Source organism: Rahnella sp. R3(2024), from assembly GCF_042920125.1.
GTDB classification, from domain to species: domain Bacteria; phylum Pseudomonadota; class Gammaproteobacteria; order Enterobacterales; family Enterobacteriaceae; genus Rahnella; species Rahnella rivi.
This window is the reverse complement of record NZ_JBHGBU010000001.1, coordinates 2,385,792-2,411,648: the sequence shown is the minus strand read 5'-3', so window position 1 is coordinate 2,411,648 and position 25,857 is coordinate 2,385,792. Positions and strand designations below refer to the sequence as shown.

Genomic DNA, 25,857 nt, shown 5'->3' with positions numbered 1-25,857 from the left:
GACCGAAATCATGGAAAACGTAGTCATTGTTGACGCAGTCCGCACGCCGATGGGCCGTTCAAAGGGCGGCGCATTTCGCCACGTCAGGGCTGAAGATCTCTCCGCGCATCTGATGCGCGCCGTGCTGGCCCGAAATCCGGCGCTGAACGCCAAAGATATTGATGATATTTACTGGGGCTGCGTGCAGCAGACGCTGGAACAGGGATTCAACATTGCCCGCAATGCGGCGCTGCTGGCGGAAATCCCACACAGCGTCCCGGCGACCACGGTTAACCGTCTGTGCGGTTCTTCCATGCAGGCACTGCACGACGCCGCCCGCGCCATTATGGTCGGCGACGCACAGGTCAGCCTGATTGGCGGTGTGGAACATATGGGTCACGTGCCGATGAATCACGGCGTGGATTTCCATCCGGGGCTGAGCAAAACCGTGGCAAAAGCCGCGGGAATGATGGGGCTGACCGCTGAAATGCTGGCGAAAATGCACCAGATCAGCCGTGAAATGCAGGATGAGTTTGCAGCGCGTTCGCATCATCGCGCCCACGCGGCCACGCTCGCCGGACACTTTGCCAATGAAATCGTCCCGACTGAAGGCCATAACGCAGAAGGCGTGCTGACCCGTTATGATTTTGACGAGGTGATCCGCCCGGAAACTACCGTCGCAACGCTGGCGGCGCTGCGTCCGGCGTTTGACCCGGTCAACGGCACCGTCACTGCAGGCACGTCCTCTGCCCTCTCCGACGGCGCATCGGCGATGTTGCTGATGAGTGAATCTCATGCCAAATCTCTGGGCCTGAAAGCCCGCGCGCGAATTCGTGCAATGGCGGTGGTCGGCTGCGATCCGTCGATTATGGGTTACGGCCCGGTCCCGGCGACGCGCCTGGCTCTGAAACGCGCCGGACTGAGCGTGCAGGATATCGGCCTGTTCGAACTGAACGAAGCCTTCGCGGCACAAGCCTTACCGTGCGTGAAAGATTTGGGGCTGCTGGAAACCATGGAAGAGCGCGTCAACCTGAACGGCGGCGCGATTGCACTCGGTCATCCGCTTGGCTGCTCCGGTTCACGTATCTCTACGACGCTGCTGAACCTGATGGAACGCCGCGACGTACAGTTTGGCGTTGCGACCATGTGCATCGGTTTGGGTCAGGGCATCGCGACCGTTTTCGAACGCGTCTGAGTTTTACTCTTTTCTGCATAAACAAAAAGCGGACAGATTGTCCGCTTTTATGAATCTTATCTGCCCGTTTTAGTTGCCGTTTTCCCGCCTGTCAGGGGCGGGCTTTTTCACGACGGTGGCGTCACATCAAATGAAAGAGAACGCATCACCAAACAGTCGATCTTCCAGCGCGCCGCGCTCTGCAACAAAGCGCTCGCGGGCGATTTTTGCCATCTCAAAACGCCCTGCGATATAAATATCGTGCTCCGCCAGCGAGGTGAAATCCTGCAACACCGCGCTCAGAACGGTACCGCTTCTGCCCTGCCAGCCGTCTTCAGGCTGTTCCACCACCGGGATCACTTTCAGATTCGGGTGATGAATGCTCAGTGCTTCCAGCTCGCCCAAATCGTACAGATGCTTCAGCTCGCGCCCGCCCCAGTAAATGGAAATATCGCGATGAGGCTGTTGCTCAAGCGCGGTGACCAGAATGGAACGCACATAAGAAAAACCGGTGCCGCCCGCAATCAGCACCAGCGGACGCTGGCCTTCTTCGCGCAGCCAGGCATCGCCGTGAGGAATATCCACGGTAATCGCCTGTTCTTTCAGAATGCGATCCATCACCGCCATCGCGTACAGATTCAGTTCGGAGGCGCCGATGTGCAACTCAATCACGTTGTGTTCAGCAGGCGTGGAGGCCAGAGAGAACGGACGCTTATCGCGCTCATCCATCACGACCATCAGATACTGACCCGCGCGGAAAGAAAAAGGCGCTTCCGGCAACAACCGGACCCGATACACCGTATCGGTAATCGCCTCAACGGAGGTCACTTTACAGCTCAAAGTTGTCATGCGTTCCCTCTGTGGGTCATCAAAGCAAAGCGTGGGACAAAGAGTCGATTATTTTTTCGCATCGTCTTTATCATTAAAAATAGCGAGCTCATCCCAGATGGCATCGATACGGGCGGTGACGGCAGGATCCTTCACTATCGGACGCCCCCACTCACGCTGTGTTTCACCCGGCCATTTGTTGGTCGCATCCATCCCCATTTTCGAACCGAGGCCCGATACAGGCGAGGCAAAATCGAGATAATCGATCGGCGTATTTTCGACCAAAACCGTATCCCGTGCGGGATCCATTCTGGTGGTAATCGCCCAAATCACGTCGTTCCAGTCACGGGCATTCACATCGTCATCGCACACAATCACAAACTTGGTGTACATGAACTGACGCAGGAATGACCAGACACCCATCATCACGCGCTTTGCATGACCAGGGTACTGTTTCTTCATGGTAACGACAGCCATACGGTAGGAGCAACCCTCCGGCGGCAGATAAAAATCAACAATTTCCGGGAATTGTTTCTTCAGAATCGGCACAAAGACTTCATTCAGCGCCACGCCCAGCACCGCGGGCTCATCCGGCGGACGGCCGGTGTAGGTCGAATGATAGATGGGATCTTTCCGCTGCGTCATATGCGTGATCGTGAAGACCGGGAAGCTGTCTACTTCATTATAGTAGCCGGTATGGTCACCATACGGGCCTTCCGGCGCCATCTCGCCCGGCTCGATATACCCTTCGAGCACGATTTCCGCACTGGCAGGGACTTCGAGATCGTTGGAAATACACTTCACCACTTCGGTTTTATTACCGCGCAGCAAACCGGCGAACGCGTATTCAGACAACGAATCCGGCACCGGCGTCACGGCGCCCAGAATGGTGGCGGGATCTGCACCCAATGCCACAGAAACCGGGAAACGCTGGCCGGGATTCTTCTGGCACCACTCCTGGAAATCAAGCGCACCGCCGCGATGGGATAACCAGCGCATGATGACTTTGTTTTTCCCGAGAACCTGCTGGCGATAAATCCCCAGATTCTGACGGGGTTTTTCCGGCCCACGGGTGACAGTCAGACCCCAGGTGATCAACGGCGCGGCATCTTCCGGCCAGCACTGCATCACCGGAATGCGGGTGATATCCACCTCGTCGCCTTCCCAAATCTCCTGCTGACAAGGTGCGGAATGCAGCACTTTCGTCGGCATGTTCAGCACCTGCTTAAACTTCGGCGCCTTATCGTATAAATCACGCAAACCGCGTGGCGGCTCAGGCTCTTTCAGAAACGCCAGCAACTCACCGACTTCACGTAACGCACTGACGTCCTCTTTGCCCATGCCCATCGCCACACGCTCAGGTGTGCCGAATAAATTACACAGCACCGGCATGTCGTACCCTTTTGGATTTTCAAACAACAACGCCGGGCCGCCCGCACGCAGGGTACGGTCAGCAATTTCGGTCATTTCCAGGTAGGGATCGACAGACTGAGTAATGCGTTTCAGTTGGCCTCTCTTTTCGAGTAACGAGAGGAAGTCACGTAAATCACGGTATTTCATGCTGATTCTGAGTCGCCGGGTTGAAGGAGAGCATTATAGAGCCTCTCCGAGGTTGTTGCTGCCTTTTTGTTATCAGCAGGTAAACGCCGATAATGAAAAACCAGTGTAACCGCCAGAAACCAACGCTGTTGGTCTGACGGTGCGCAAATCGTCTGCCGATGATCCGATCACAAACAGGTAAAGGGTACCCACGCGCTTAACGCCTGGGTGTCATGATATTCCTGAATCTCATGACCATGCCGGAACACTTTGAAGCCCTGATTTCTGGCGCTGAAATAGCTCAGCTCATTGCCGGACACCTGCAACAAACTGCCTTCACGCAGCGCAATGACCGCCTCAGACGGATTCACCGCGCAAAATTCAGCAATGCGCTCGTCACGGGTTTCACCCATGTGGCCACTCAGGTGTGCATCGATGTAATGCGGATTTATTTGTACCGGGAACAGACCAAGAGAGGGCAGCACCACTGAATTGCGGACTGGCATATCATTGGTGGTACGAATACTTGGAGTTGCCACGTTACAACCCGCGCTCCAGCCGATATACGGCACATTGCGTTCACGCACAGCGCGCTGAACAGGAACGATCAGCCCCTTCTCATGCAGCATCTGGTTGAGCATCCAGGTATTGCCGCCGCTGACCAAAATACATTGCGCACTGGCAATAGCGTGTGCCGGATTATCTGCGTGATGAATGCTGGTGACATCAATGCCCAGCACATCGGCCAGCGCACCGGCGCGCTCATCATAATCGCTGCGGATCAGTGCGTAGGGGATCAGCACGGCGGAGGTAATCCCGCGGGATTTCAGCACCGCCTGGATACGATCTTTTGCATAGCCCAGTAATTCAGATTCACCGGAAAGCTTACCGTTGCTCAGTAAGAACAGCTCCATGACGCTTCTCCTGACTGTAATAAGAGGAAGATAAAGGGATAAGTGTGCACTTTTCTTCGATAATAAAAGATAACAGACCGACAATCAGCAAACGTCTGCACAGAATCTCACTGCCTGTATCTCAGGGGCAGCTTTTGTTATGCTGCCGGAATCAACGTTTTAATGTGGGAAACTATGGAATCCTGGTACTTACTCTATTGCAAACGCGGCCAGTTGCTCCGCGCCAAAGAACATCTTGAGCGCCAGCAAGTAAACTGCCTGACGCCCATGATCACCCTGGAAAAGATGGTGCGCGGACGCCGCACGCCTGTCAGCGAACCCATGTTCCCGAACTACATGTTCATCGAGTTTGACCCTGAACGGATCCACACGACGACGATCAGCGCAACGCGTGGTGTCAGCCATTTCATCCGCTTCGGGCCAAAACTGGCGACCGTGCAACCTCAGGTGATCAAACAACTGATGGAACCGCCGACGATTGACATTCGCGATCCTGAAACGCCGTATGAAGGCGATATCGTTTTGATCACTGAAGGGATTTTCGAGGGCATCGAGGCCATTTATACCGAGCCTGACGGCGAAGCCCGTTCGCTGCTGATGTTGAATCTGATTAATCAGCCTGTCCGCCAGAGCATAGACAACACGCATTTCCAGAAACTCTGAGCGCATTTTCTCTGTCTGTGTCCTGCAAAAAAGCACCGTTAAACGGTGCTTTTTTATGTGAAACATTCAGCGCGCTGGCAGGGCAAACATTTTGCGCGCGTTATCATCGGTGATATCCGCCAGCCACTGCGGGTCTTCCCCGCGCCACTGCGCGACCTGATGAACAATGTGCGGTAAAAACGCCGGTTCATTGCGTCGGTTCTTCGGTTTGTTTTCCATATCTCTTGGTAATAAATAGGGCGCATCGGTTTCCAGCATTAAGCGTTCAGCCGGGATCAGCGGCAGCATTTCACGCAACTCCAGCCCGCGCCGCTCATCGCAGACCCAGCCCGTAATTCCTATCGACAGGCCGAGAGACAAATACAGTTCAAGCTCATGCCGCGTACCGGTAAAGCAGTGAACGACACCGCCCGGTAAATCTGCAAGCCAGGGCTTGAGTAATGCAGCGAAACGTTCCCCGGCATCACGACAATGTAAAAACACCGGTAACTGTAGTTCTGATGCCAGCGCAAGCTGTGCGGTAAACGCCGATTCCTGCTGCAAGGCAGGCGAAAAATTGCGATTGAAATCCAGTCCGCATTCACCGACCGCCACAACATTCGTTAATCCGGCCAGCGCACGGATGTCAGCTTCCACCTGCGCATTCCATTCACTGGCCTGATGTGGATGCACACCCGCCGTAGACCAGCAAAAATCAGGGTATTCAGCCGCCATTTTCTGCGCCTCACCACTTTCCTGCGCAGATGTACCTGTGATCAACATACCGCTCAGACCGGCCGCTCGTGCTCTTTCCACCACCTGCGGGCGATCTTTATCAAACTGATTACTGGTGAGGTTTATGCCAATTTCAAACATACATTGTCCTGAAACAGAAACCGCCCTGCTGGGCGGTTTCTGTTTTATATCGAAATAATCAAAGAGACTTACTCAGCCTGATCCGGATCGTTCTCTTTATCGACATCAGCGCGACGACGTCCACCTACGTAGAAACGGGCAAAGAATACGCCGATTTCAAACAGCAGATACATCGGGATGGCCAGCAGCGTCTGAGAGAAGACATCCGGCGGCGTTAACAACATCCCGACCACAAACGCCCCGACCAGCACATACGGACGTTTCTTTTTCAGGTCTTCCGGTGTCGTCACACCACTCCAGCACAGTAAAACGATGGCAATCGGCACTTCAAATGAGACGCCAAACGCCATGAACAACGCCATCACGAAATCGAGATAGTTGTTGATGTCAGTAGCAATCTGCACGCCAGCCGGTGCGGTTTTCGCAAAAAAAGCAAACGCCAGCGGAAACACCACGAAGTAAGCAAAAGCCACGCCGAGGTAAAATAATGCAGAACTGGAGAACAACAACGGCATCATCAGGCGGCGTTCATGCTTGTACAGCGCGGGAGCAACGAATGCCCACACCTGATACAAAATGAACGGCGCGGAAACAAATACCGAGACAATCATGGTCAGCTTGATTGGCGTAAAGAACGGTGATGCTACGTCAGTAGCAATCATGCTCGCACCCAAAGGCATTTGCTCAATCAACGGTGAAGCCACCAGCTGATAGATGTCATTGGCAAAATAAACCAGACATAAAAACACCACTAAAATACAGACAATGGCGTTCAGTAGACGCTTACGCAGCTCAATCAGATGGCTGATAAGCGGTTGAGTATCTTCAACAGCCATGTTTAGCGCTCGCCTGTCGGTTTAGTGAGTGAAACCGGTGTTTCCGGCGCAGAAGGTTCAGCCACCGGTGCGTCAACGGCAACCGGTTTGGTCACGGGCGCAGAGGCAACGGAAGAGTCAGCGACAGGCGATTGTGCCGCCGCTGCCTGCAATTCAGCCTGTGCTGCCGCAGCATGGGCCGTCTTATTTGAAGCCAGTGCCGCATCCACTGCACTGAGTGGCGCAGCAGCCGGTGCAGAGGCCACGTTGTCAGCCGTGGCCGGCGAAATACCGGCATCATGGTGGGCTTCGGCATCATCGATCACAGGATTGTGGATGGTGTTACCTTCCGCTTTCGCTTCTTCCATCGCTTTATCGGCAGGATTGAGCCCTGAATTGATAGATTGCTTCATGGATTCAGCCGCTTCTTTCAGCTCATCCATGGAGGCTTTGATTTCCGGCGTGAGATTCTTCAGACCCGCCTCTTCGGCTTTCTTCAGGCTATCCTGCAATTCCTGAAGTTTCAGCTCCTGCGACAGCTCGCTTTGTACTGACGCGGCCATCGCCCGAAGCGTACGGATCCAGCCTGCTACTGTTCTGACTGCTACAGGTAAACGCTCCGGCCCGAGAACAACCAGGCCAATCACCAATACCAGCAGCAGTTCACTAAATCCAATATCGAACACGGTTTATACCTGCTCTTTGTTTTGGCTCTTGGTGTCTTCTGCTTTAGCGTCCGGCTTGCCCTCGATAGACCTGGCAGCGAAATCAGCATCAGTTGGCGTAATGTCAGCGTCTTTATTTGCTTTTGACTGGCTATCATCTTCACTCATGGCTTTTTTGAAGCCTTTGATGGAAGCCCCCAGATCAGCACCCAGACCACGCAGTTTCTTAGTACCGAACAGCAGTACCACAATCACAACGAGAATCAGGATCTTAGTAATACTAATACCACCCATTATTTTCACCTCAAATAGGAAGGAACGACATTCATTGCCGTCCGCAAACGGCATTCAATTTTAAAACATGTTTTAGCTGGCGCGTCGCCAGCCAATCAGCCAGGAAACCGCGCCCGCGGTCATCAGGCAAGCCGGATAAATCTCGACGTTGCCTAACAGCAAAAGGGTGCCGCTTAATAACAACGTCGCCCCTATCCCCAAAAGATAACGAGACTGACCCTGACGGGAGTTCTGGTTGTGCATTTGGGAGGAAAGCTTTTCGATGTTGTACTGCAACAGCTTGTGCTGTTGCAGGCTCTGATAAACCAGATCGGGTAATTCAGGCAGTTTCTCAACCCAGAATGGCGCGCGCTCTTTCAGTGCGCGGATCATTGCCGGCAGACCTACCTGATCACGTACCCAGCTTTCCAGGAAAGGTTTCGCCGTTGTCCACAAATCCAGCTGCGGATAAAGCTGACGCCCCAGACCTTCTACATACAACAGTGTTTTTTGCAGCAACACCAGTTGAGGCTGGACTTCCATATTAAAGCGGCGCGCGGTATTAAACAGATTTAACAACACGTTACCGAAGGAAATCTCTGCAAGCGGCTTTTCAAAAATCGGCTCGCATACTGTCCGGATAGCAAATTCAAAGTCTTCAACATTGGTATCGCGCGGAACCCAACCGGAATCAACATGCAGTTCAGCCACTTTGCGATAATCGCGATTGAAGAAAGCGATGAAATTTTCAGCCAGATAGCGCTTATCTTCTTTGTTCAACGAACCAACTATGCCGCAATCGATACCTATGTAGCAAGGATCTTCAGGCGTTTCGTAGCTGACGAAAATGTTACCGGGATGCATGTCAGCATGGAAGAAACTGTCGCGAAAAACCTGGGTAAAGAAGACCTGAACACCACGCTCCGCCAGTAATTTCATGTTGGTGCCCTGTTTTTTCAGCGCCTCAACATCCGAAACAGGAATACCGTAGATGCGTTCCATCACCATCAGACGCTCGCTGCAGTAGTCCGGATACACTTCCGGCACATACAGCATCGGGCTGCCTTCAAAATTACGACGCAGCTGAATGGCATTGGCCGCTTCACGCAGCAGGTTCAGCTCATCAAGCAACGTTTTTTCATATTCGCGAACCACTTCACGCGGACGCAAACGGCGACCATCCGGCAGCAGAAGCGGCACCCAACCGGCAAGGCGCGACATCAGACGGATATCTGCTTTGATGGTCGGTAAAATATCCGGGCGGATCACCTTCAGAACGACAGGTTTGCCATTCTCTTTGAGCACCGCGGTATGCACCTGAGCAATCGAGGCGGAAGCCAGCGGCGTCTGGTCAAATTCATCGAACCAGTTTTCCAGCGGGCCGCCCAACGCGGTATCAATTTGCTTACGTGCCAGCGCGCCATCAAAAGGAGGAACGTGATCCTGAAGCAGAGCAAGCTGGTCGGCAATATGAGGCGGGAAAAGATCGCGACGTGTAGACATCATCTGGCCGAACTTGATCCAAACCGGACCTAATTCTTCCAGCGCAAGACGCATACGCTCACCCAGCGGCTTTTCTTTATGACGATTTGGTAACCAGAAAAACAGATAACGGCCCATGCGCAGCGGCAACGTCAAACGGATTTTAGGGATGAGTTCGTCAAGGCCGTAGATGAGAAACATGCGGATAATCAGATATAAACGTCGCATTTCCCTTGGCGTCACGGTTTGCCCTCCAGTTTTTCGATACGTTTCTCCAGTGTATCCAGCTCGCCTGCCAATGCGGAGACTTCATCACTAAACCACACCACTTCCAGCGGACCGGGAGCCATTTTCCACTCTTCAGTCAGCGTCTGCGCGACGTAGTTTTGCTGATGTTTAAGCCCTTTTTGCAGGAAACGGAAACCGCCCTGCACCGCCTGGCTCACTCCCTGAGCAGCAATATCACCGATATAAGGTGCCAGGAATTCCGCTGGTTCCCACTCGGCCATATCCAGCAACGCAACCAGTTGCTGCACCACAGAAATATCGCCTTCAACCACCAGCTCACCGCTGCGCATGAGCGGCGATAACTGCTGGCGATCGCGCAGCTTATGCAACACGGAGAGTGTTGAGGTGACGGTGCAATCTGCCACGCCATCCCATTGCCCGAGGACATCAATTTTTTGCTCACTGAAGACAAACGTCAGCGGGGTACTCAGTTCCTGCAATTCAACACGCAGAACTTTACCTGCCAGACGCGTCCGCGCCGCCTTCATGCTGCGGTCTCTGAAAAGCAGGTAATTAAGCGGCGTCTCGATAGCGGCAGTCAGTAGCGGCGTTAACAACATCGGCATACTCATATCAGAATTTGAAACCCCGGTGCAGCGCCACAATGCCCCCGGTGAGATTGTGATAAATCACATTCTCAAAACCGGCGTCGCCCATCATGCCCTTCAGCGTTTCCTGATCGGGATGCATGCGGATAGATTCAGCGAGATAACGATAGCTTTCGGCATCTTGTGCAACCAGTTCGCCAATGCGCGGCAAAATGTGGAAGGAATAGGTGTCATAGGCTTTGCTCAGCGGTTTCAGCTGGGGTTTGGAGAATTCCAGCACCAGTAAACGGCCACCCGGCTTAAGCACGCGGAACATCGAACGCAACGCTTTCTCTTTTTCGGTCACGTTACGCAAACCGAAAGAAATGGTGATGCAATCGAAGTAATTATCAGGGAAAGGCAGCGCTTCGGCGTTAGCCTGAACGTAGCTGACGTTACCCACAATGCCGAGGTTACGCAGTTTTTCGCGTCCCATTTTCAGCATGGAATCGTTGATATCCGCCAGAACAACTTCGCCCGTCTCGCCGACCAGCCGGGAGAACTTCGCGGTCAGATCACCGGTACCGCCCGCCAGATCCAGTACGCGCTGACCACGGCGGACACCGCTGCAATCAATGGTGAAGCGTTTCCAGATACGATGAATACCGAAAGACATCAGGTCATTCATCAGGTCATATTTTGCCGCAACGGAATGGAAGACATCTGCCACCATTCCCTGCTTGTCATCTTTAGCTACCGTGCGAAAACCGAAATGCGTAGTTTCCTGCGTCTGCTTTTCCATTTTATTTGCCTGCTTTTTCAGTCGAACTCTTGGGGAGAAGTGTATCAGAACCCGTTAGAAAGCCCCATCACCGATGCTGATTCAACATATTGCAAAGATTCATCATTTGAATCATAAAATCGGTCAAAACGAGTGCCCGGTGGCTAAGCATGATCACTCATGCGGGTTCAACGTCTGTTCTTCTTGCGCATCAGAAGTCTCGGGCAGAGATGCGGTATCCTCAGGCTCGTTTTCCGCTCTGGCTATCTCAGCCAGAGAGGGGCTAATAGGCCGTTTAACTTCAACGCCCAGCGCGCGAAAACTTTCCACCTGCCCGATGAGATTACCACGCCCTTGCGAGAGTTTATTCATCGCAGAGCGATAACTGCCCTGCGCTTTGTCCAGACTTTGCCCCATCGATTCCATATCGTCGACGAAAAGGCGCAGTTTGTCATACAGGCGCGCCGCGCGATCGGCGATACGTTTTGCGTTCTGGCTTTGATGCTCGTAGCGCCACAAATTGCTGATGGTACGTAATGCCACCAGCAGCGTCGTCGGGCTGACAAGCATAATGTTGTGCCGGAGTGCTTCGCTGATCAATTCGGGCTCCCTGTCGATGGCCAGCAGAAACGCAGGTTCGACGGGGATAAACATCAGGACATAATCGAGGCTGCGCAAGCCGGGAAGCTGCTGATAATCTTTGCGCCCCAGCAAACGGATATGCCCGCGAACCGACGCGATATGCTCGTTAAGCGCCACTTCCCGTTCGCCATCATCTTCACTGTTGAAGTAACGCTCATAAGCCACCAGCGTCATTTTGGCGTCAATCACGACGTCTTTGTTCTGCGGCAAACGCACCACAACGTCAGGTTGCATCCGGCTGTTACTGTCTACCTGCACGCTGACCTGCGTCTGATATTCATGCCCCTCACGCAACCCGGAAGCTTCAAGCACACGGCTGAGTACCACTTCGCCCCAGTTGCCCTGGGTTTTGTTATCGCCTTTCAACGCTTTGGTCAGGTTGACGGCCTCACGCGCCATCTCAACATTCAGCTGCTGCAGATTACGGATTTCGTGCGCCAGCGTATGCCGTTCTCGCGCTTCCTGACCAAAGCTGTCCTGCACCTGACGGCGGAAACCATCCAGCTGCTCGCGCAACGGCAGCAAAAGTTTATCGAGGCTCTGTTTGTTCTGTTCATCAGCGCGGCGGCCGTTCTGCTCGAAGATGCGGTTCGCGAGATTTTCGAACTGGCTGCTCAGACGCTGCTCGCTGTTGATCAGCAGGCGCTGTTTATCTTCGGCGGCCATGCGGGTTTCATCCAGACGGGTGGAAACCTCACGCAACTCGGCTTCCTGCGCGCTGTTGATTTCACGCTGCGCGCGCAGCTCCTGATTCAATTGCTCGCACTCGTTTTGCCAGTGCGCCAGCAACTGCAATTTTTCCTGACTGGCCGCCTGCAGGCTATGAAGCTTGCGCAGTTCCAGCTCTGCTTCCCGGATTTGCTGCAATGAGAACTGCCGGTCACTTTTAACCGTTTCGTTTTCTGCTCTCACCTGTTCCAGCGATTGCTCCAGAAGACGGCGCTGAGTCTCGAACTCAGTTTGCTGTTGTTGCTGACGTAAACTGGCCACCAGCCAGCCCACAACTAAGCCGATTAACCCCGCGCCCAGGGCAGTCAGAATGCTGATATCCACACGTTTTCCCTCTTCAAATCACCTGCGGTCACGGTAATAGCAGGCTGTATGGATGTCCAGTCTATTTTCTGTTGCATCGTGCCTTTGCGGGATGCCTTCCAGAATGGAATTTCTCTGCATTTCCCTCCTTGCGACGGCCAAAGGCAGAGCGCAGGATTCACAACCAGCGGCTCAGCCATTGGATACCAAACGCACCCGGCGCAAGAATGCCGAAGGCCCAGATCAACGCCGAGCTGACGTTGGCAATCTGGAAATACTTTTGTGGCATACCGCAAATTCCGGCGACCAGTGGAACCACGGCGCGAAGCGGGCCAAAGAAACGGCCGATGAATGCACCCGGCATGCCCCATTTATCAAAAAAGGCATGGCCGCGAACTAACATTTGCGGATGGCGGGAGAATGGCCAGAAATTACCAACGCGATCCTGGTAATGGGCACCGACCCAATAGGAGAGCCAGTCGCCGAAGAACGCCCCGGCTGCCGCTGCCGCCCAAATGGGCCAGAAAGGAATGCCGGTTTCGCCAATCAGTGCGCCGAGCCCGAGCAAAATGAAGGTTGCCGGAAGCAGCAATGACAGGAAAGCGAGCGACTCACCGAACGCGAGAAAGAAAACAATCGGCGCAGCCCATACCTGATGAGCGCGGATGAACGTGGTGGTGTAATCAAGAATGTCGTTAACAGTCAAAAATGCAGTTCCTTTTTTCATGAAAGCGGAGGCGGAATGAAAGACAGTATTCCAGATTCACTATTAACATGACCTTAACAGATCACCGGCAATGGGCAAAAAAATGGGCCGCCAGAGGCAGCCCATCGGGGTGATATCTTGTTTGAGAACGGTAAAATCAGACCAGGCGGCGGGCGGCTTCTACCACGATCTTAACCGCGTGGCTTTCTGTCTTTTTCATGGTTTCTGCATCAGGAATTTCCTGCTGCGTACGGTTCACAATGACACCGGCAACCATACCTGCACGCAGGCCCTGGCTTGCACACATGGTCAGCAGGGTGGCAGATTCCATTTCATAGTTCATGACGCCCATTTCCTGCCACTCTTTCATCGATTCTTTAAAGCGACGAACCACGCGGCCAGAGTAAGTATCATAACGCTCCTGGCCTGGGTAGAAGGTGTCAGAAGACGCGGTCACGCCGATGTGAGTTTGTGCACCCACGGATTCAGCCGCAGCAACCAGCGCAGTGGTACAGGCGAAATCGGCCACTGCCGGGAATTCCATCGGTGCAAAGTGCAGGCTCGCGCCATCAAGGCGAACGGCGGCGGTGGTGACCAGCACATCGCCCACACTGATGTGTGGCTGGATGGCACCGGTAGTACCGACGCGCAGGAAGGTACGGATGCCGAGCTGTGCCAGCTCCTCAACCGCGATAGAGGTGGAAGGACCCCCGATACCGGTTGAGCATACAATCACAGATTTGCCGTCAAGCTCAGCGCGCCATGAGGTAAATTCGCGGTGGGAAGCCAGGCGAACCGGGTTCTCCATCAGTTTGGCAATCTTCTCAACGCGCTCTGGGTCGCCGGGTACAATCGCCAGCGTCGCGCCGTTTAAATCTTTTTTGGCCAGGCCAAGATGGAAAACTTCAGGCTGAGACATAACAAACTCCTCTGTGTGTAAGGTCATAAATTGGCAGGAGGAACACCCGGCAACTGTACTGAACATTGTGACGTTATTTCGTGATGGCCGTCACTATGATGTAACAACAAGAATAACGCATACATTTAATTTGTGATGCCAATCACAAATAACAGCGCAAAAGACGAATTTTTAAACGGTCTGTTTTCGTGGCAGGCATAAAAAAGCAGGCATTGCCTTATAACAAGTCTCTGCCTGCCGGGTGCGGGTTAACCTGTCAGGCAGGAACAGCATCTGCCGCAGCGCTGCGTGACCAGATCCGGTGTTTCGCTAAGATTTTCACAAAGGCTTTCAGCAAGGCACCTTCCGCTTTTTCGCCTTCGATGACCCCCTCTTCCGCCACATCATCTTTAAGCCCCAGCAATGATTTGAAGCGTCGCGCATCACCGCTCAGGCCAATAACTTTCAGATGTTTATAGGCTTCAAGGACGTAATGCCGCGCATCTCCGCTCATCAACAATGCGTCGATATGCCCGTGCGGCACAATCACTGCGTCAACCGTGATGGACGGCGAACCGGCAAACGTGGCATCAATCGGCAATGTCGAACCATCATCGGCCGTGACCGTGCCTAAATGGCTGGCCAGCAGTTTAGGGTGAACGCCAACGGCCTGAAGCGCCTGCAAGGTTTCCAGCACATCCGCTGCATTGACACCGTCACCTAATAACAGCGCAACCTGACGCCCTTTAATCACGCCTTTGCCACTGGCATACAGGCTGAGAGAAGGATCGCTTTCCAGACCATTTACCGGTTTTGGCGGTTTGATTTTCAGCGTGTCCGGCGAAAGCGTAATGCCGACATTTTTCGCCACTTGTTGGGCCAGAGACTGATCGACGCGGGCCAGCAAATCAACAACACGTTCGCGGATGTAAGGCCGCACAACTTTGGATAACTCAAACGAGAAAGCGCCTGCGATATGCTCCTGCTCCACCGGCGTCTGACTTAGCCAGAACAGGCGCGGCTGCGCATAAAACTCGGCAAACGATTCACTGCGCTGGCGGACTTTTTCCGCATCAATGCGTTCAGGATAGCTTTCAAACCCGCCGCCCGATGCTGCCGGAGGGGTTTCTCTCGGCCAGTTATTGTTAATGGAATTCGGCTCATAGTTCGCCGGATTGGTATCAACATCCTGGCGGTGCATGCCGTCACGCTGGAAATTGTGGTACGGGCAGGTTGGCCGGTTAATCGGAATTTCGTGGAAATTTGGCCCGCCCAGACGGCTGATTTGCGTATCGGTATACGAGAAAAGCCGCCCTTGCAACAACGGATCATTAGTGAAATCAATGCCCGGTACGACGTGGCCGGGGTGGAAGGCGACCTGCTCGGTTTCGGCAAAGTAATTGTCCGGGTTACGGTTTAGCACCATCTTGCCAATAAGCTGCACCGGCACCAGTTTTTCCGGGATCAGTTTGGTCGGGTCGAGCAAATCAAAATCATATTTGAATTCGTCTTCTTCCGGGATCAGCTGAACACCCAACTCATACTCAGGATAATCACCGGCTTCAATGGCTTCCCATAAGTCACGGCGATGGAAATCCGCATCTTTACCGGCCAGTTTCTGCGCTTCATCCCACAGCAACGACGCTTTACCTGCCAGTGGCTTCCAGTGGAAACGGACAAACGTGGATTTTCCCTTCGCATTCACAAAACGGAAAGTGTGGATCCCGAAGCCTTCCATCGTGCGATAGCTGCGCGGGATCCCCCGATCGGACATTGCCCAGAATACGTTATGCAGCGTTTCAGGTTGCAGCGAGACGTAATCCCAGAAGGAATCGTGCGCGCTGGCCCCCTGCGGGATTTCGTTGTGGGGTTCAGGTTTCACCGCATGCACAAAGTCCGGAAACTTGTGGGCATCCTGAATGAAGAATACCGGCGTGTTATTGCCGACCAGATCGTAAATGCCTTCATCGGTATAAAACTTGGTGGCCCAGCCGCGAATATCGCGGACAGAATCCGCAGAGCCGCGTGATCCCTGCACGGTAGAAAAACGCACAAACACGGGGGTTTGTTTTTTCGGATCAGACAGGAAACTGGCTTTGGTGACAGATTTCATACTGCGGTACGGCTGAAAATAGCCATGTGCCGCAGCGCCACGGGCATGAACGATACGTTCGGGAATGCGCTCGTGGTCAAAATGCGTGATTTTCTCGCGAAGAATAAAATCTTCCAGCAGCGTCGGACCACGGCTTCCGGCTTTCAGCGAGTTTTGATCATCAGAGATTTTCGTCCCCTGATTGGTGGTCAGCGGCTGCTTCTCACCATTTTTACGATGCCGCTCCAGCGCATCGAGTTTGGCATTGGTGTTTTGCGGGCTTTTCGCGCTACCGGAGGCCGTGGGCTCTTTGCCCGGCGGCGTCGGTTGTGGCGATGGCTGATAAGCACTGTCGGCAGGTGCCAGATCACCCAGGCCGGGTTGTGTGGATTTAATGCCCGTGGCGGGGGCGCGGCTTACCGGTTTTGACTCACTCTTTTTGGACACTTTTGAAGGTAATTTCGACATTGAACAAGACTCCAGCTAGACGTTTAAGGCGTTCTTTAGGTCTTCCGTGACATTTTTCCTCACTAACTTTTAACTATAGAACATCTCATCTGCCTTGCTGTTGCGGCTTTCCGGCTATAGTTTTAATCCATCGCGCACATTTTCTGTATGGAGACTCCAATGAAAAACGACGAAATCCTCCCCCTGAAACAGGCTCCGACCAGCTTTGCACCGGCCGTAACGCCGGTGGCTGAAACCACCCTTCACACTGATACCGATGGCCTGCACGCCGGCCAGACCACCATTCCCTCGCAGGGAGAAGACCTGCCCGCCTATCTCGCCCGTCCGGAACATTTCACCGGTAAGCTGCCTATCGTTCTGGTGGTGCAGGAGATTTTTGGTGTGCACGAGCATATTCAGGATGTCTGCCGCCGGCTGGCGAAACAGGGCTATCTGGCTATCGCGCCGGAGCTCTATTTCCGCCAGGGCGATCCGCGTGATTACACTGAAATCAGCGAGTTGTTTGCCAAACTGGTGAGCAAAGTGCCTGATCAGCAAGTGCTTTCCGATCTCGACCACGCGGCACACTGGGCCTCTCAGCACGGCGGAGATATCACAAAATTAGGCATTACCGGTTTCTGCTGGGGCGGCCGTATTACCTGGTTGTACGCGGCGCATAATCCGCAGCTGAAAGCGGGTGTGGCGTGGTACGGCAAACTGGTCGGTGACAAAACGCTGACCAGCCCGATGCAGCCGGTAGATCGCGCTGCGGCGCTGGATGCACCGGTTCTGGGGTTATATGGCGGGGAAGACTCCAGCATTCCTCTGGAGACGATTGAAACCATGCGTCAGGCCATCCGCGCAGCCAATGCCAATGCGGAAATCGTTGTCTATCCGGACGCCGGACACGCGTTTAACGCCGATTACCGCCCGAGCTACAACGCTGAAGCCGCCGCCGATGGCTGGAAGCGGATGCTGGATTTCTTTGCACAGTACGGCGTGAAATAAGACCGGTGTGAAGTAGAATTCTCAGCCGTTAAAAATGATAAAAAGCCCGGCAGGTTGACCTGTCGGGCTTTTTTACGCGAAATGCTGTCTCAGATGCTGAGCAACTCAGCTTAACGTTTTCACACCGAACGCGCCCTGCCAGTCTTCTTCAAACGCCACAACTGCCGCCTGAACCGCCGGTGCGCTGATAAACTGCTCCGCCACATCCACCGGAAGGGTGATCGACTGGCAGCCCGCCAGCAGACACGCCAGCGCCTGACGCGGCGTTTTGAAGCTGGCCGCCAGCACTTTGGCCTGCGGCGCATGAAGCGTCAGTAATTGCTGCAACTCCTTCACCATCGCAATGCCATCACCGCCCTGAGCGTCCAGCCGGTTGACATAGGGGGCGACATATTCTGCACCGGCGAGGGCGGAAAGCAGCCCCTGCCCTGCGCCGTACACGGCCGTTCCCAGCGTCGGGATTTTACGGGTGCGCAGAATTTTAATCGCCGCCAGCCCTTCGGCAGTGACCGGCACCTTCACAATCAGCCCCGGCACGCGGGAATGCAGTAACTCCGCCTCTTCCACCATTCGGTCGGCCTGATTCGACAGTACCTGAGCGAACAGTTTTCCTTCGCCACCGAGCGCGTCACGCAGCGCCGGTAAGACCTCCCACAAGGAGGTGCGCGCTTTAGCGATTATGCTCGGGTTAGTGGTGACGCCCTGCAGCGGTAAAATACGGGATAAACGTTTGACTGCGCTTATATCCGCGGTATCCAGATAGAGTTCCATGCCATCTCCTGTCAGAGTTCAAGCTCTTGTTTGAGCAACGCTTCAATGTGCGCGGCCGTGGTCGAATGCATCAACGCATCCCGGAAACTGTCATGCATAATCCGGCGCGCCAGTTTAGAGAAAATCCGCATGTGCTGGTCACCGGCAGCGTGTTTATTCAGCGTCAGCATGATCACAAACTGCGCTTCTTCATCGCCCCACTGCACCGGTGCCTTAAGTTTTGCCACGCTGATGGTCGACTGTTCGATGTGCTCAGATTTGGTGTGCGGGATAGCAAAACCAAAACCGAGTCCTGTCGAAAATACCGCTTCACGGGCCCAGACGTCTGCGGCAAGCTTGCGCGGGTAGCGGCACCGGCCTGCCAGCATCAGGTTATCAACCATGCCTTTGATCACTTCTTCCTTGCTGCGCCAGTCGCTGTTCAGCGCCACACATTCTGTCGTGATAAGCGGCGCGTCGTTCGCGGTCATGCGGAACTGCGCCAGCAGGTGTTCAACCTCCAGCGAGGTGCGGCACTGCATGGCGCGGTTAAGCAGCAGGCGGCATTCGCGGCTGTCGAGTTTTGCCAGCCGCGCTTTGGTCACCGGAACTGACGGCGCGTTCATACTGATTTCATCCAGCCCCAGGCCGACCAGTAACGGCAGCACAGAGCCTTTTGCGCCCAGTTCACCGCACAGGCCAATCCATTTACCGTGGCGATGGACTTCACGCACCACATGATCAAGGCCACGCAGGAACGCCGGATTCAGACTGTTGTAATGGCGGGTCACTTTGGCATTGTCGCGGTCAACCGCCAGCAGATATTGCGTCAGGTCGTTACTGCCGATACTAAAGAAATCAATCTCTTCGCAGCACTGATCGATGATGAACATCACCGAAGGGACTTCCAGCATGATCCCCAGCTGAATTTTTTCATCAAACGGGATTTGCTCGCTGCGCAGCGACTGTTTGGCTTCCGCCAGACGATCTTTGATCCACAAAATCTCTTCCATTGATGAGATCATCGGGATCATGATTTTCAACGATCCGTGCGCCGAAGCACGCAGGATCGAGCGCAGTTGCGTGTGAAACAGCGGTAAAAATTCCTGATAGATACGCACGGCGCGATAGCCAAGGAAGGGGTTGTTTTCAGCGGGAATGTTCAGGTAATTAACCGGCTTATCACCGCCGATATCCATCGTACGCACGATAATGGTTTTGCCGTTAGCCGCTTCCGTCGCCTGACAGTATATGTTGTACAACTCATCTTCAGAGGGCGCACTGGCGCGATCCATATACAGCATTTCTGTACGGAACAGCCCGACGGCTTCGGCGCCGTTGCCAAAGGCCGCGCTGGCTTCAACCGAGTGCGCAATATTTGCCGCCACTTCCAGACGAACGCCGTCAGCGGTGTAACCCGGCTTATCGAGATACTCACTCTGCTGCTGGCGCAGTGCCTGATGCACCGCCCGCTCCTGACGATAGTAGCGCTGCACCGGTTCCGTCAGCGCACAGGCGATCAACCCCAGATCGCCGTCGATCTGCACTTCCTGTCCCAGATACGCCTGCAAAGGCTCGGGATCGACGCCCACCAGCGCAGGGATATTGAACGACCGCGCCAGAATGACGGTGTGAGACGTGCTGCCGCCGCTGCCGAGCAGCAGGCCTTTGAGATATTTTTTATCCAGTTCGAGAAACTGACTTGGCGTCAGTTCGTCGGCCAGACAAATGCTGGCTTCGCTGAGGGTTTGCTGGGGAGCGAAACGCGCTTCTCCGTAAATGTGTTGCAGCAACTGGAAACTGACATCACGAATATCCAGTTCGCGCTCACGTAAGTAGGCGCTGGAAGATTGTGCCAGTTGCGCACTGAAGTGTGCGGCGGTATCCACAATACTTTGCGCGCAGCTCTTCCCTTCCATGACGTGGCCCAGCAGCGCATCACGCAGGCTGTTATCACGCAGCAGAGAGCGGTGAGCCTCCAGCACGGCGGTGAGGGTGCCGCTGCCTTCCATCAGCTGTAATTCAATGGATTTTTCAAGCTGCGCCAGCCCGGCGGAAAGCAGACTTTGTTCTTTATCCTTGCCCTGTGACTCAGGCAAATCGGTAAGCGCCGTCAGATTCACGTTTGAGAGGGTAATCAGCCTGCCCGATGCACAGCCTTCACTGACCGAACGGGCGCGGTAAACCACCGGCGAGAGATGCGCTAAGGATTCAGGAAGCGGTTCGAGCTCTGCATTTTCTGGGTGTTCAGGAAGGGCTTCATCGCACAGTGGAAATGTGTGTTCAATAAAATGCGTGAGAGCGGCCAGGGCGGCGTCTTCATCCGCTCCCTCGACCGTGATGTGGCATTCATCACCGAGCAAAATATCTGCGCCGATCAACGACAGCACGCTTTTACCGTCAGCGGTGCGGCCGGTACGGGTGTTATGCCACTGAAACGCTGCGGTAAATCCATTGCACAACGTTTCTATATGGCTCGCCGGACGGGCGTGAACCCCATTTACCAGTACACAGGTGAAGCTCAACTTCTTGGTCATTTCTGAATCCTCATCCCAGATTCCGGTGAAATTTACCGGCTGTTGCAGAATAAGAGCCGCAAGCGCCCGCTGGCTACCAGACAAAAATGGCAAACACTGGATAAATGTAATGTATGAGCTTTTTTGCGAGGCAGCTCACAGTGAACAGGGGTTGAGGATTCTGCGGTTTATTCGGGTTATTTGAACCTGCTCGCATTTTCAATCGAACATTACAAAAGTCCAGTAAAACACAATTTTGTCCACTATTAGCGCCACGGTCGTCAGCCTATTGTTGTCGTCGATACCCTTTCAGTATCTGGGCTTTTTTCGTTAATCAGCCCTGATATTTGCGATCGTTAAGCCCGACACCAGCCGTTCCCGGAGCCAATCATGAAAGACTTGCTCAATATTCTAAAAAATACCCGTCAGCACCTGATGACTGGCGTCTCCCACATGATCCCCTTTGTTGTCGCGGGGGGCATTTTACTGGCCATCTCCGTCATGCTGTACGGTAAAGGCGCCGTTCCGGACCCTCTGACCGATCCCAATCTCAAAAAGCTGTTTGATATTGGCGTCGCTGGTTTAACCCTGATGGTGCCCTTTCTGGCTGCCTACATCGGGTATTCCATTGCCGATCGCTCTGCACTGGCTCCTGCCGCCATCGGTGCCTGGGTTGGCGCCTCTTTTGGTGCCGGTTTTTTCGGCGCGATCATTGCGGGCCTGCTGGGCGGCATCATTGTTTTCTATCTCAAGAAGATCCCGGTTCCTAAGATCCTGCGCTCAGTGATGCCGATCTTCGTGATCCCGATCGTCGGTACGTTGCTGACGGCGGGGATCATGATGTGGGGGCTGGGCGAACCTGTCGGGCTGCTGACCACCTCGCTCACCCACTGGCTGCAAGGCATGCAGCAGGGCAGCATTGTGGTACTCGCCATCATTATGGGCCTGATGCTGGCTTTGGATATGGGCGGGCCGGTCAACAAAGTTGCCTACGCCTTTATGCTGATTTGCGTGGCGCAGGGTGTGTATACGGTAGTTGCCATTGCGGCGGTTGCCATCGCCACACCTCCGCTCGGTGTAGGTTTCGCAACGCTGATTGGCCGTAAATATTACTCCACCGAGGAGCGTGAAGCCGGCAAAGCGGCCATGCTGATGGGTTGCGTCGGCATCACTGAAGGCGCGATCCCTTTCGCCGCTGCCGACCCGCTGCGCGTTATTCCTTCCATCATGTTCGGTTCTGCCTGTGCCGCGGTGACTGCCGCCCTGCTCGGCGCAGAGTGCTACGCGGGATGGGGCGGGCTGATCGTGCTGCCTGTCGTTCAGGGCAAATTTGCTTACATCGGCGCGCTGCTGGTCGGCATGGTCGTCACCGCCCTTTGTCTCAATCTGCTGAAATATCTGGCGGCCAAAAAGCAATCCAACAAGACACATCAGGAATCTGACCTGGACTTAGACTTCGAAATTAACTGACATCAGGGAATTAACTATGACCAAAATTATTGCTGTTACCGCCTGCCCTTCCGGCGTTGCCCATACCTACATGGCAGCAGAGGCCATCGAACGCGCAGCGAAAGCCAAAGGCTGGGAATGCAAAGTGGAAACTCAGGGCTCAATCGGTCTGGAGAACGAACTGACCGCCGAAGACGTCGCTGCCGCCGACATCGTGATCCTGACCAAAGATATTGGCATCAAATTTGAAGAGCGCTTCAAAGGCAAAGTCACCGTTCGCGTAGGTATCAGTGACGCAGTAAAACGCGCTGACGCCATTATGGAAAAAATCGCAGCACACCTGACTAAAGCTGCCGTCACGGATTGATCACAAGGAGAATATGATGACGTCCCGCACCGAACGACTGAAAGCCGCACTGTTCGCCAGCCCGCGTGAAATCTCGCTGGAACGTGCCCTGCTGTATACCGAAAGCCACCGCAGCACGGAGGGCGAACTGACTCTTGTGCGCCGTGCTAAAGCCACGGCATACATTATGGATAACGTTGAGATTGCCCTGCGTGAAGACGAGCTGATTGCCGGTAACCGAACGGTCAAACCGCGTGCGGGGATCATCTCTCCTGAAATGGACCCTTACTGGCTGCTCAAAGAGCTGGACGCGTTTTCCACCCGTCCGCAGGACCGTTTCACGATTTCCGGGGAAGATAAACAGATCTATCGCGGGCAGCTTTTCCCTTACTGGGAATCGCGCTCAATGAAAGACTTCATCAACAGCCAGATGCCGGAAGAGGTCACGGCGGCCACCCGGACCCAGATTTTCAGTATTAATCAGACCGATAAAGGCCAGGGGCACATCATTATTGATTACCCGCGCCTGCTTAATTTGGGTCTGGACAATTTAGTGGCTGAACTTGTGCAACTGAATGAACAGGCGCCGGATAACGCTTTTTATCAGGCGGCGCTGATTCTGCTTAAGGCCGCACAACGGCATATTTTGCGCTACGCCGCACTGGCTGAAAAAATGGCGCAAAGCTGTCAGGACGACACAAGAAAACAGGAACTGGTACGTATCGCTCACGTCTCGCGCCATATTTCCGGCAATAAGCCGCAGGATTTCTATCAGGCCTGCCAGCTGTTCTGGTACATGAATATCATTTTGCAGTACGAATCCAACGCCAGTTCATTGTCACTTGGCCGCTTCGATCAGTACATGCTGCCGTTCTACCAGCATTCCCTTTCACACGGCGAATCCCCGGCGTTTCTTAAAGAGTTGCTGGAAAGTCTGTGGGTGAAATGCAATGACATCGTGCTGTTACGCTCCGCCTCCAGCGCCCGTTACTTCGCCGGTTTCCCGACCGGTTACACCATTTTACTGGGCGGCCTGACAGAAACCGGTCGCAGCGCCGTCAATGTATTGTCGTTCCTCTGTCTGGATGCCTACCAGAATGTTTGCCTGCCACAGCCGAATCTCGGGGTGCGGGTCAATGAACTGATTGACCGCCCGTTCCTGCTGAAAACCGCCGAAACCATCCGAATGGGGACCGGTATTCCGCAAATTTTTAATGATGAAGTCGTGGTGCCTGCCTTCCTTAACCGCGGTGTTTCGCTTGAAGACGCGCGGGATTACGCCGTGGTGGGCTGCGTCGAATTATCGATTCCGGGAAAAACATACGGCCTGCATGACATCGCGATGTTTAACCTGCTGAAAGTCATGGAACTGACGCTGCACGAAAATGAAGGCAACGCGGCAATGACTTATCCCGAACTGGTGGAGCAGATCCGCCAGAAAATCAGCCATTACGTCAGGCTGATGGCGCAGGGCAGCAATATCTGTGACATCGGCCACCGTGACTGGGCACCGGTTCCCCTGCTGTCTTCGTTTATCGAAGGCTGTCTGAACAGCGGCAAAGACATTACTGAGGGCGGTGCGCGCTACAACTTCTCGGGGGTTCAGGGCATTGGTATCGCGAATCTCAGCGATTCCCTGCACGCGCTCAAAGGCATGGTGTTTGACCAGCAACGTCTGACGTTTGATGAGCTACTGGCTTCGCTGAAAGAGAACTTTGCCAGTGAAGAGGGCCGCGCCATCCGCGCCCGGCTCATCAACCGCTTCGAGAAATATGGCAACGACGTTGATGAAGTGGATTTAATCAGTGCCGACTTACTGCGTTATTACTGCAAAGAGGTCGAACAATACCGCAACCCGCGTGGCGGCCAGTTCACTCCGGGTTCTTACACGGTGTCAGCACATGTGCCGCTGGGCGCCGTGGTCGGTGCAACGCCCGATGGACGGTTCGCCGGTGAGCAGCTTGCCGACGGCGGCCTTTCCCCGATGCTGGGACAAGATCACCAAGGGCCGACCGCCGTCCTGAAATCGGTCAGTAAACTCGACAATACTCTGCTGTCTAACGGGACGTTGCTGAATGTGAAATTCACGCCATCCACGCTGGAAGGCCAGCAGGGGCTGAACAAACTGGCGGATTTCCTCGGCGCCTTTACCCGACTGAAACTACAGCATATACAGTTCAACGTAGTGAACGCTGAACAACTGCGTGAAGCGCAAAAGCGTCCGCAGGATTTTGCCGGGCTGGTCGTCAGGGTGGCGGGTTACAGCGCGTTCTTTGTCGAACTGTCGAGGGAGATTCAGGATGACATTATCGGCCGTACCGCACACCAGTTATGATATGCAGATCCCTGTGTTGAATGAGCCGGAAAGGCGCGGGCGCATTTTCAATATTCAGCGCTTTTCGCTCAATGACGGCCAGGGTATTCGTACCCTGGTTTTCTTCAAAGGCTGCCCGCACCGCTGCCCGTGGTGCGCCAACCCTGAATCGATGTCGCCACGTATTCAGGTCATCAAACGGCAGGCGAAATGCCTGAACTGCCGCACCTGTTTGCAGGATCCGAACGAATGCCCGAGTGGCGCAATGGAATATGTCGGCGAAGACATTACGCTGCCGGCGTTAATGACGCGCCTGCTCAAAGATGAGATTTTTTTCCGTTCGTCGGGCGGCGGTGTCACGCTGTCAGGTGGCGAGGTGTTGATGCAATATGCTTTTGCCGGCCAGTTACTCCGGCAGTTGCAGGCTTTGGGCATTTCGACGGCGATCGAAACGGCGGGCGATGCGCCGCTGGATCATCTGCTTGCGCTTACCGATCACTGCGATCAGGTGTTGTATGATTTCAAAATGATGGATCCCGCGCTGGCAAGATCAGTGCTCAATATGAACCAGCCAAGAGTGTTGCAGAATTTCACCGCGCTGACACAACGCGGCGTGAAGCTGCTTCCACGGATTCCGCTGATCCCAGGCTTCACGTTAACGCCTGAAAATATGCGACACATATTGGATTTCCTGAAGCCTTTTAAATTAACTGAAATCCACCTTTTACCCTTCCACAAATACGGTGAAGCGAAATATCCCTTACTGGATAAACCCTATTCAATGCATCAAACAAAGGTGCCGGATGCCGCAACTATTGCGCCGTTTTATGCGATGGCCGAAAAATACGGTTATAACGTGACGCTCGGTGGGTAA

Annotated in this window: 23 protein-coding genes; 7 read left to right on the top strand and 16 right to left on the bottom strand. The window is 54.1% G+C overall.

Features of this window, described 5'->3' with window-relative positions:
• Positions 1–10: 10 nt before the first annotated feature.
• On the top strand, positions 11–1,174 hold the full coding sequence (fadA, locus tag ABSH60_RS10955; protein WP_056772057.1) for an acetyl-CoA C-acyltransferase FadA: 1,164 nt from the start codon (positions 11–13) through the stop codon (positions 1,172–1,174).
• A gap of 126 nt (positions 1,175–1,300) precedes the next feature.
• Here fadA and fre read toward each other — a convergent pair whose 3' ends face one another.
• From fre to pepE, 3 genes are all read right to left on the bottom strand, one after another.
• A complete protein-coding gene (fre, locus tag ABSH60_RS10950) occupies positions 1,301–2,002 on the bottom strand; it encodes an NAD(P)H-flavin reductase (RefSeq protein WP_217202709.1) in 702 nt (233 codons plus the stop codon).
• Between the two features lie 48 nt (positions 2,003–2,050).
• Complete coding sequence (ubiD, locus tag ABSH60_RS10945) at positions 2,051–3,541, bottom strand: 4-hydroxy-3-polyprenylbenzoate decarboxylase (RefSeq protein ID WP_056772062.1); 1,491 nt, start codon at positions 3,539–3,541, stop codon at positions 2,051–2,053.
• A 167-nt stretch (positions 3,542–3,708) separates the two neighbouring features.
• Positions 3,709–4,434, bottom strand: coding sequence for a dipeptidase PepE (gene pepE, locus ABSH60_RS10940; protein ID WP_390973925.1), 726 nt, complete (start codon positions 4,432–4,434; stop codon positions 3,709–3,711).
• Positions 4,435–4,608: 174 nt separating this feature from the next.
• Here pepE and rfaH point away from each other — a divergent pair, with 174 nt between their 5' ends.
• Positions 4,609–5,097, top strand: a complete 489-nt coding sequence (gene rfaH / locus ABSH60_RS10935) for a transcription/translation regulatory transformer protein RfaH (protein ID WP_122096578.1) — start codon at positions 4,609–4,611, stop codon at positions 5,095–5,097.
• Between the two features lie 66 nt (positions 5,098–5,163).
• Here the strand turns inward: rfaH and tatD are convergent, their stop codons facing one another.
• From tatD to katE, 11 genes are all read right to left on the bottom strand, one after another.
• Entirely contained in the window at positions 5,164–5,952 is a 789-nt protein-coding gene (tatD, locus tag ABSH60_RS10930; RefSeq protein WP_390973923.1) for a 3'-5' ssDNA/RNA exonuclease TatD, read from the bottom strand.
• A gap of 68 nt (positions 5,953–6,020) precedes the next feature.
• Positions 6,021–6,788: a Sec-independent protein translocase subunit TatC gene (gene tatC, locus ABSH60_RS10925; RefSeq protein ID WP_056772070.1), complete on the bottom strand. Its 768-nt coding sequence runs from the start codon at positions 6,786–6,788 to the stop codon at positions 6,021–6,023.
• Between the two features lie 2 nt (positions 6,789–6,790).
• Positions 6,791–7,453 (bottom strand): Sec-independent protein translocase protein TatB, encoded by a 663-nt coding sequence (gene tatB / locus ABSH60_RS10920; protein WP_390973921.1) that lies wholly within the window; start codon positions 7,451–7,453, stop codon positions 6,791–6,793.
• 3 nt (positions 7,454–7,456) lie between these two features.
• Entirely contained in the window at positions 7,457–7,726 is a 270-nt protein-coding gene (gene tatA, locus ABSH60_RS10915; protein ID WP_056772075.1) for a twin-arginine translocase TatA/TatE family subunit, read from the bottom strand.
• Positions 7,727–7,798: 72 nt separating this feature from the next.
• Positions 7,799–9,430, bottom strand: coding sequence for a ubiquinone biosynthesis regulatory protein kinase UbiB (ubiB, locus tag ABSH60_RS10910; protein WP_056772077.1), 1,632 nt, complete (start codon positions 9,428–9,430; stop codon positions 7,799–7,801).
• Complete coding sequence (locus ABSH60_RS10905) at positions 9,427–10,035, bottom strand: SCP2 domain-containing protein (RefSeq protein ID WP_056772390.1); 609 nt, start codon at positions 10,033–10,035, stop codon at positions 9,427–9,429. The genes ubiB and ABSH60_RS10905 overlap by 4 nt, the downstream gene beginning before the upstream one ends.
• 13 nt (positions 10,036–10,048) lie before the next feature.
• Positions 10,049–10,804, bottom strand: a complete 756-nt coding sequence (ubiE, locus tag ABSH60_RS10900) for a bifunctional demethylmenaquinone methyltransferase/2-methoxy-6-polyprenyl-1,4-benzoquinol methylase UbiE (RefSeq protein ID WP_056772081.1) — start codon at positions 10,802–10,804, stop codon at positions 10,049–10,051.
• A gap of 153 nt (positions 10,805–10,957) precedes the next feature.
• Positions 10,958–12,478 carry a DNA recombination protein RmuC gene (gene rmuC, locus ABSH60_RS10895; RefSeq protein ID WP_122096556.1) on the bottom strand — a complete coding sequence of 507 codons (1,521 nt, stop codon included), beginning with the start codon at positions 12,476–12,478 and terminating at the stop codon, positions 10,958–10,960.
• 157 nt (positions 12,479–12,635) lie between these two features.
• Entirely contained in the window at positions 12,636–13,184 is a 549-nt protein-coding gene (locus ABSH60_RS10890) for a VTT domain-containing protein (RefSeq protein ID WP_390973918.1), read from the bottom strand.
• 136 nt (positions 13,185–13,320) lie between these two features.
• Positions 13,321–14,082: a uridine phosphorylase gene (udp, locus tag ABSH60_RS10885; RefSeq protein ID WP_056772087.1), complete on the bottom strand. Its 762-nt coding sequence runs from the start codon at positions 14,080–14,082 to the stop codon at positions 13,321–13,323.
• Positions 14,083–14,338: 256 nt separating this feature from the next.
• The gene (katE, locus tag ABSH60_RS10880) at positions 14,339–16,621 is read right to left on the bottom strand and encodes a catalase HPII (protein ID WP_390973916.1); all 2,283 of its coding nucleotides are present in this window, start codon (positions 16,619–16,621) and stop codon (positions 14,339–14,341) included.
• 159 nt (positions 16,622–16,780) lie between these two features.
• Here katE and ABSH60_RS10875 point away from each other — a divergent pair, with 159 nt between their 5' ends.
• Positions 16,781–17,608, top strand: a complete 828-nt coding sequence (locus ABSH60_RS10875; RefSeq protein ID WP_390973914.1) for a dienelactone hydrolase family protein — start codon at positions 16,781–16,783, stop codon at positions 17,606–17,608.
• 105 nt (positions 17,609–17,713) lie between these two features.
• Here ABSH60_RS10875 and fsa read toward each other — a convergent pair whose 3' ends face one another.
• Both fsa and ptsP read right to left on the bottom strand, forming a co-directional pair.
• Positions 17,714–18,379, bottom strand: coding sequence for a fructose-6-phosphate aldolase (fsa, locus tag ABSH60_RS10870; RefSeq protein WP_390973912.1), 666 nt, complete (start codon positions 18,377–18,379; stop codon positions 17,714–17,716).
• Between the two features lie 11 nt (positions 18,380–18,390).
• A complete protein-coding gene (ptsP, locus tag ABSH60_RS10865; RefSeq protein ID WP_390973910.1) occupies positions 18,391–20,895 on the bottom strand; it encodes a phosphoenolpyruvate--protein phosphotransferase in 2,505 nt (834 codons plus the stop codon).
• A 369-nt stretch (positions 20,896–21,264) separates the two neighbouring features.
• On the opposite strand from ptsP, the gene ABSH60_RS10860 reads away from it, so the two are divergent.
• The 4 genes from ABSH60_RS10860 to ABSH60_RS10845 are packed head-to-tail and all read left to right on the top strand — an operon-like array spanning position 21,265 to position 25,857.
• The gene (locus ABSH60_RS10860; RefSeq protein WP_390973908.1) at positions 21,265–22,344 is read left to right on the top strand and encodes a PTS fructose transporter subunit EIIC; all 1,080 of its coding nucleotides are present in this window, start codon (positions 21,265–21,267) and stop codon (positions 22,342–22,344) included.
• Positions 22,345–22,360: 16 nt separating this feature from the next.
• Positions 22,361–22,690 carry a PTS fructose-like transporter subunit IIB gene (locus tag ABSH60_RS10855; protein ID WP_122096552.1) on the top strand — a complete coding sequence of 110 codons (330 nt, stop codon included), beginning with the start codon at positions 22,361–22,363 and terminating at the stop codon, positions 22,688–22,690.
• Positions 22,691–22,706: 16 nt separating this feature from the next.
• Entirely contained in the window at positions 22,707–25,004 is a 2,298-nt protein-coding gene (locus tag ABSH60_RS10850; protein ID WP_390975738.1) for a formate C-acetyltransferase, read from the top strand.
• A complete protein-coding gene (locus tag ABSH60_RS10845) occupies positions 24,970–25,857 on the top strand; it encodes a [formate-C-acetyltransferase]-activating enzyme (RefSeq protein WP_390973907.1) in 888 nt (295 codons plus the stop codon). Before ABSH60_RS10850 ends, ABSH60_RS10845 begins: the two co-directional genes overlap by 35 nt.

Excerpts from the sequence above, each read along its gene's own strand:
- fre (WP_217202709.1), bottom strand. The coding sequence starts at position 2,002 with ATGACAACTTTGAGCTGTAAAGTGACCTCCGTTGAGGCGATTACCGAT.
- katE (WP_390973916.1), bottom strand. The coding sequence starts at position 16,621 with ATGTCGAAATTACCTTCAAAAGTGTCCAAAAAGAGTGAGTCAAAACCG.
- ABSH60_RS10890 (WP_390973918.1), bottom strand. The coding sequence starts at position 13,184 with ATGAAAAAAGGAACTGCATTTTTGACTGTTAACGACATTCTTGATTAC.
- ubiE (WP_056772081.1), bottom strand. The coding sequence starts at position 10,804 with ATGGAAAAGCAGACGCAGGAAACTACGCATTTCGGTTTTCGCACGGTA.
- ABSH60_RS10845 (WP_390973907.1), top strand. The coding sequence starts at position 24,970 with ATGACATTATCGGCCGTACCGCACACCAGTTATGATATGCAGATCCCT.
- ubiD (WP_056772062.1), bottom strand. The coding sequence starts at position 3,541 with ATGAAATACCGTGATTTACGTGACTTCCTCTCGTTACTCGAAAAGAGA.
- fsa (WP_390973912.1), bottom strand. The coding sequence starts at position 18,379 with ATGGAACTCTATCTGGATACCGCGGATATAAGCGCAGTCAAACGTTTA.
- ABSH60_RS10905 (WP_056772390.1), bottom strand. The coding sequence starts at position 10,035 with ATGTTGTTAACGCCGCTACTGACTGCCGCTATCGAGACGCCGCTTAAT.
- tatA (WP_056772075.1), bottom strand. The coding sequence starts at position 7,726 with ATGGGTGGTATTAGTATTACTAAGATCCTGATTCTCGTTGTGATTGTG.
- fadA (WP_056772057.1), top strand. The coding sequence starts at position 11 with ATGGAAAACGTAGTCATTGTTGACGCAGTCCGCACGCCGATGGGCCGT.
- ABSH60_RS10855 (WP_122096552.1), top strand. The coding sequence starts at position 22,361 with ATGACCAAAATTATTGCTGTTACCGCCTGCCCTTCCGGCGTTGCCCAT.
- pepE (WP_390973925.1), bottom strand. The coding sequence starts at position 4,434 with ATGGAGCTGTTCTTACTGAGCAACGGTAAGCTTTCCGGTGAATCTGAA.
- udp (WP_056772087.1), bottom strand. The coding sequence starts at position 14,082 with ATGTCTCAGCCTGAAGTTTTCCATCTTGGCCTGGCCAAAAAAGATTTA.
- ABSH60_RS10875 (WP_390973914.1), top strand. The coding sequence starts at position 16,781 with ATGAAAAACGACGAAATCCTCCCCCTGAAACAGGCTCCGACCAGCTTT.
- ABSH60_RS10860 (WP_390973908.1), top strand. The coding sequence starts at position 21,265 with ATGAAAGACTTGCTCAATATTCTAAAAAATACCCGTCAGCACCTGATG.
- ptsP (WP_390973910.1), bottom strand. The coding sequence starts at position 20,895 with ATGACCAAGAAGTTGAGCTTCACCTGTGTACTGGTAAATGGGGTTCAC.
- rfaH (WP_122096578.1), top strand. The coding sequence starts at position 4,609 with ATGGAATCCTGGTACTTACTCTATTGCAAACGCGGCCAGTTGCTCCGC.
- ABSH60_RS10850 (WP_390975738.1), top strand. The coding sequence starts at position 22,707 with ATGACGTCCCGCACCGAACGACTGAAAGCCGCACTGTTCGCCAGCCCG.
- tatC (WP_056772070.1), bottom strand. The coding sequence starts at position 6,788 with ATGGCTGTTGAAGATACTCAACCGCTTATCAGCCATCTGATTGAGCTG.
- tatD (WP_390973923.1), bottom strand. The coding sequence starts at position 5,952 with ATGTTTGAAATTGGCATAAACCTCACCAGTAATCAGTTTGATAAAGAT.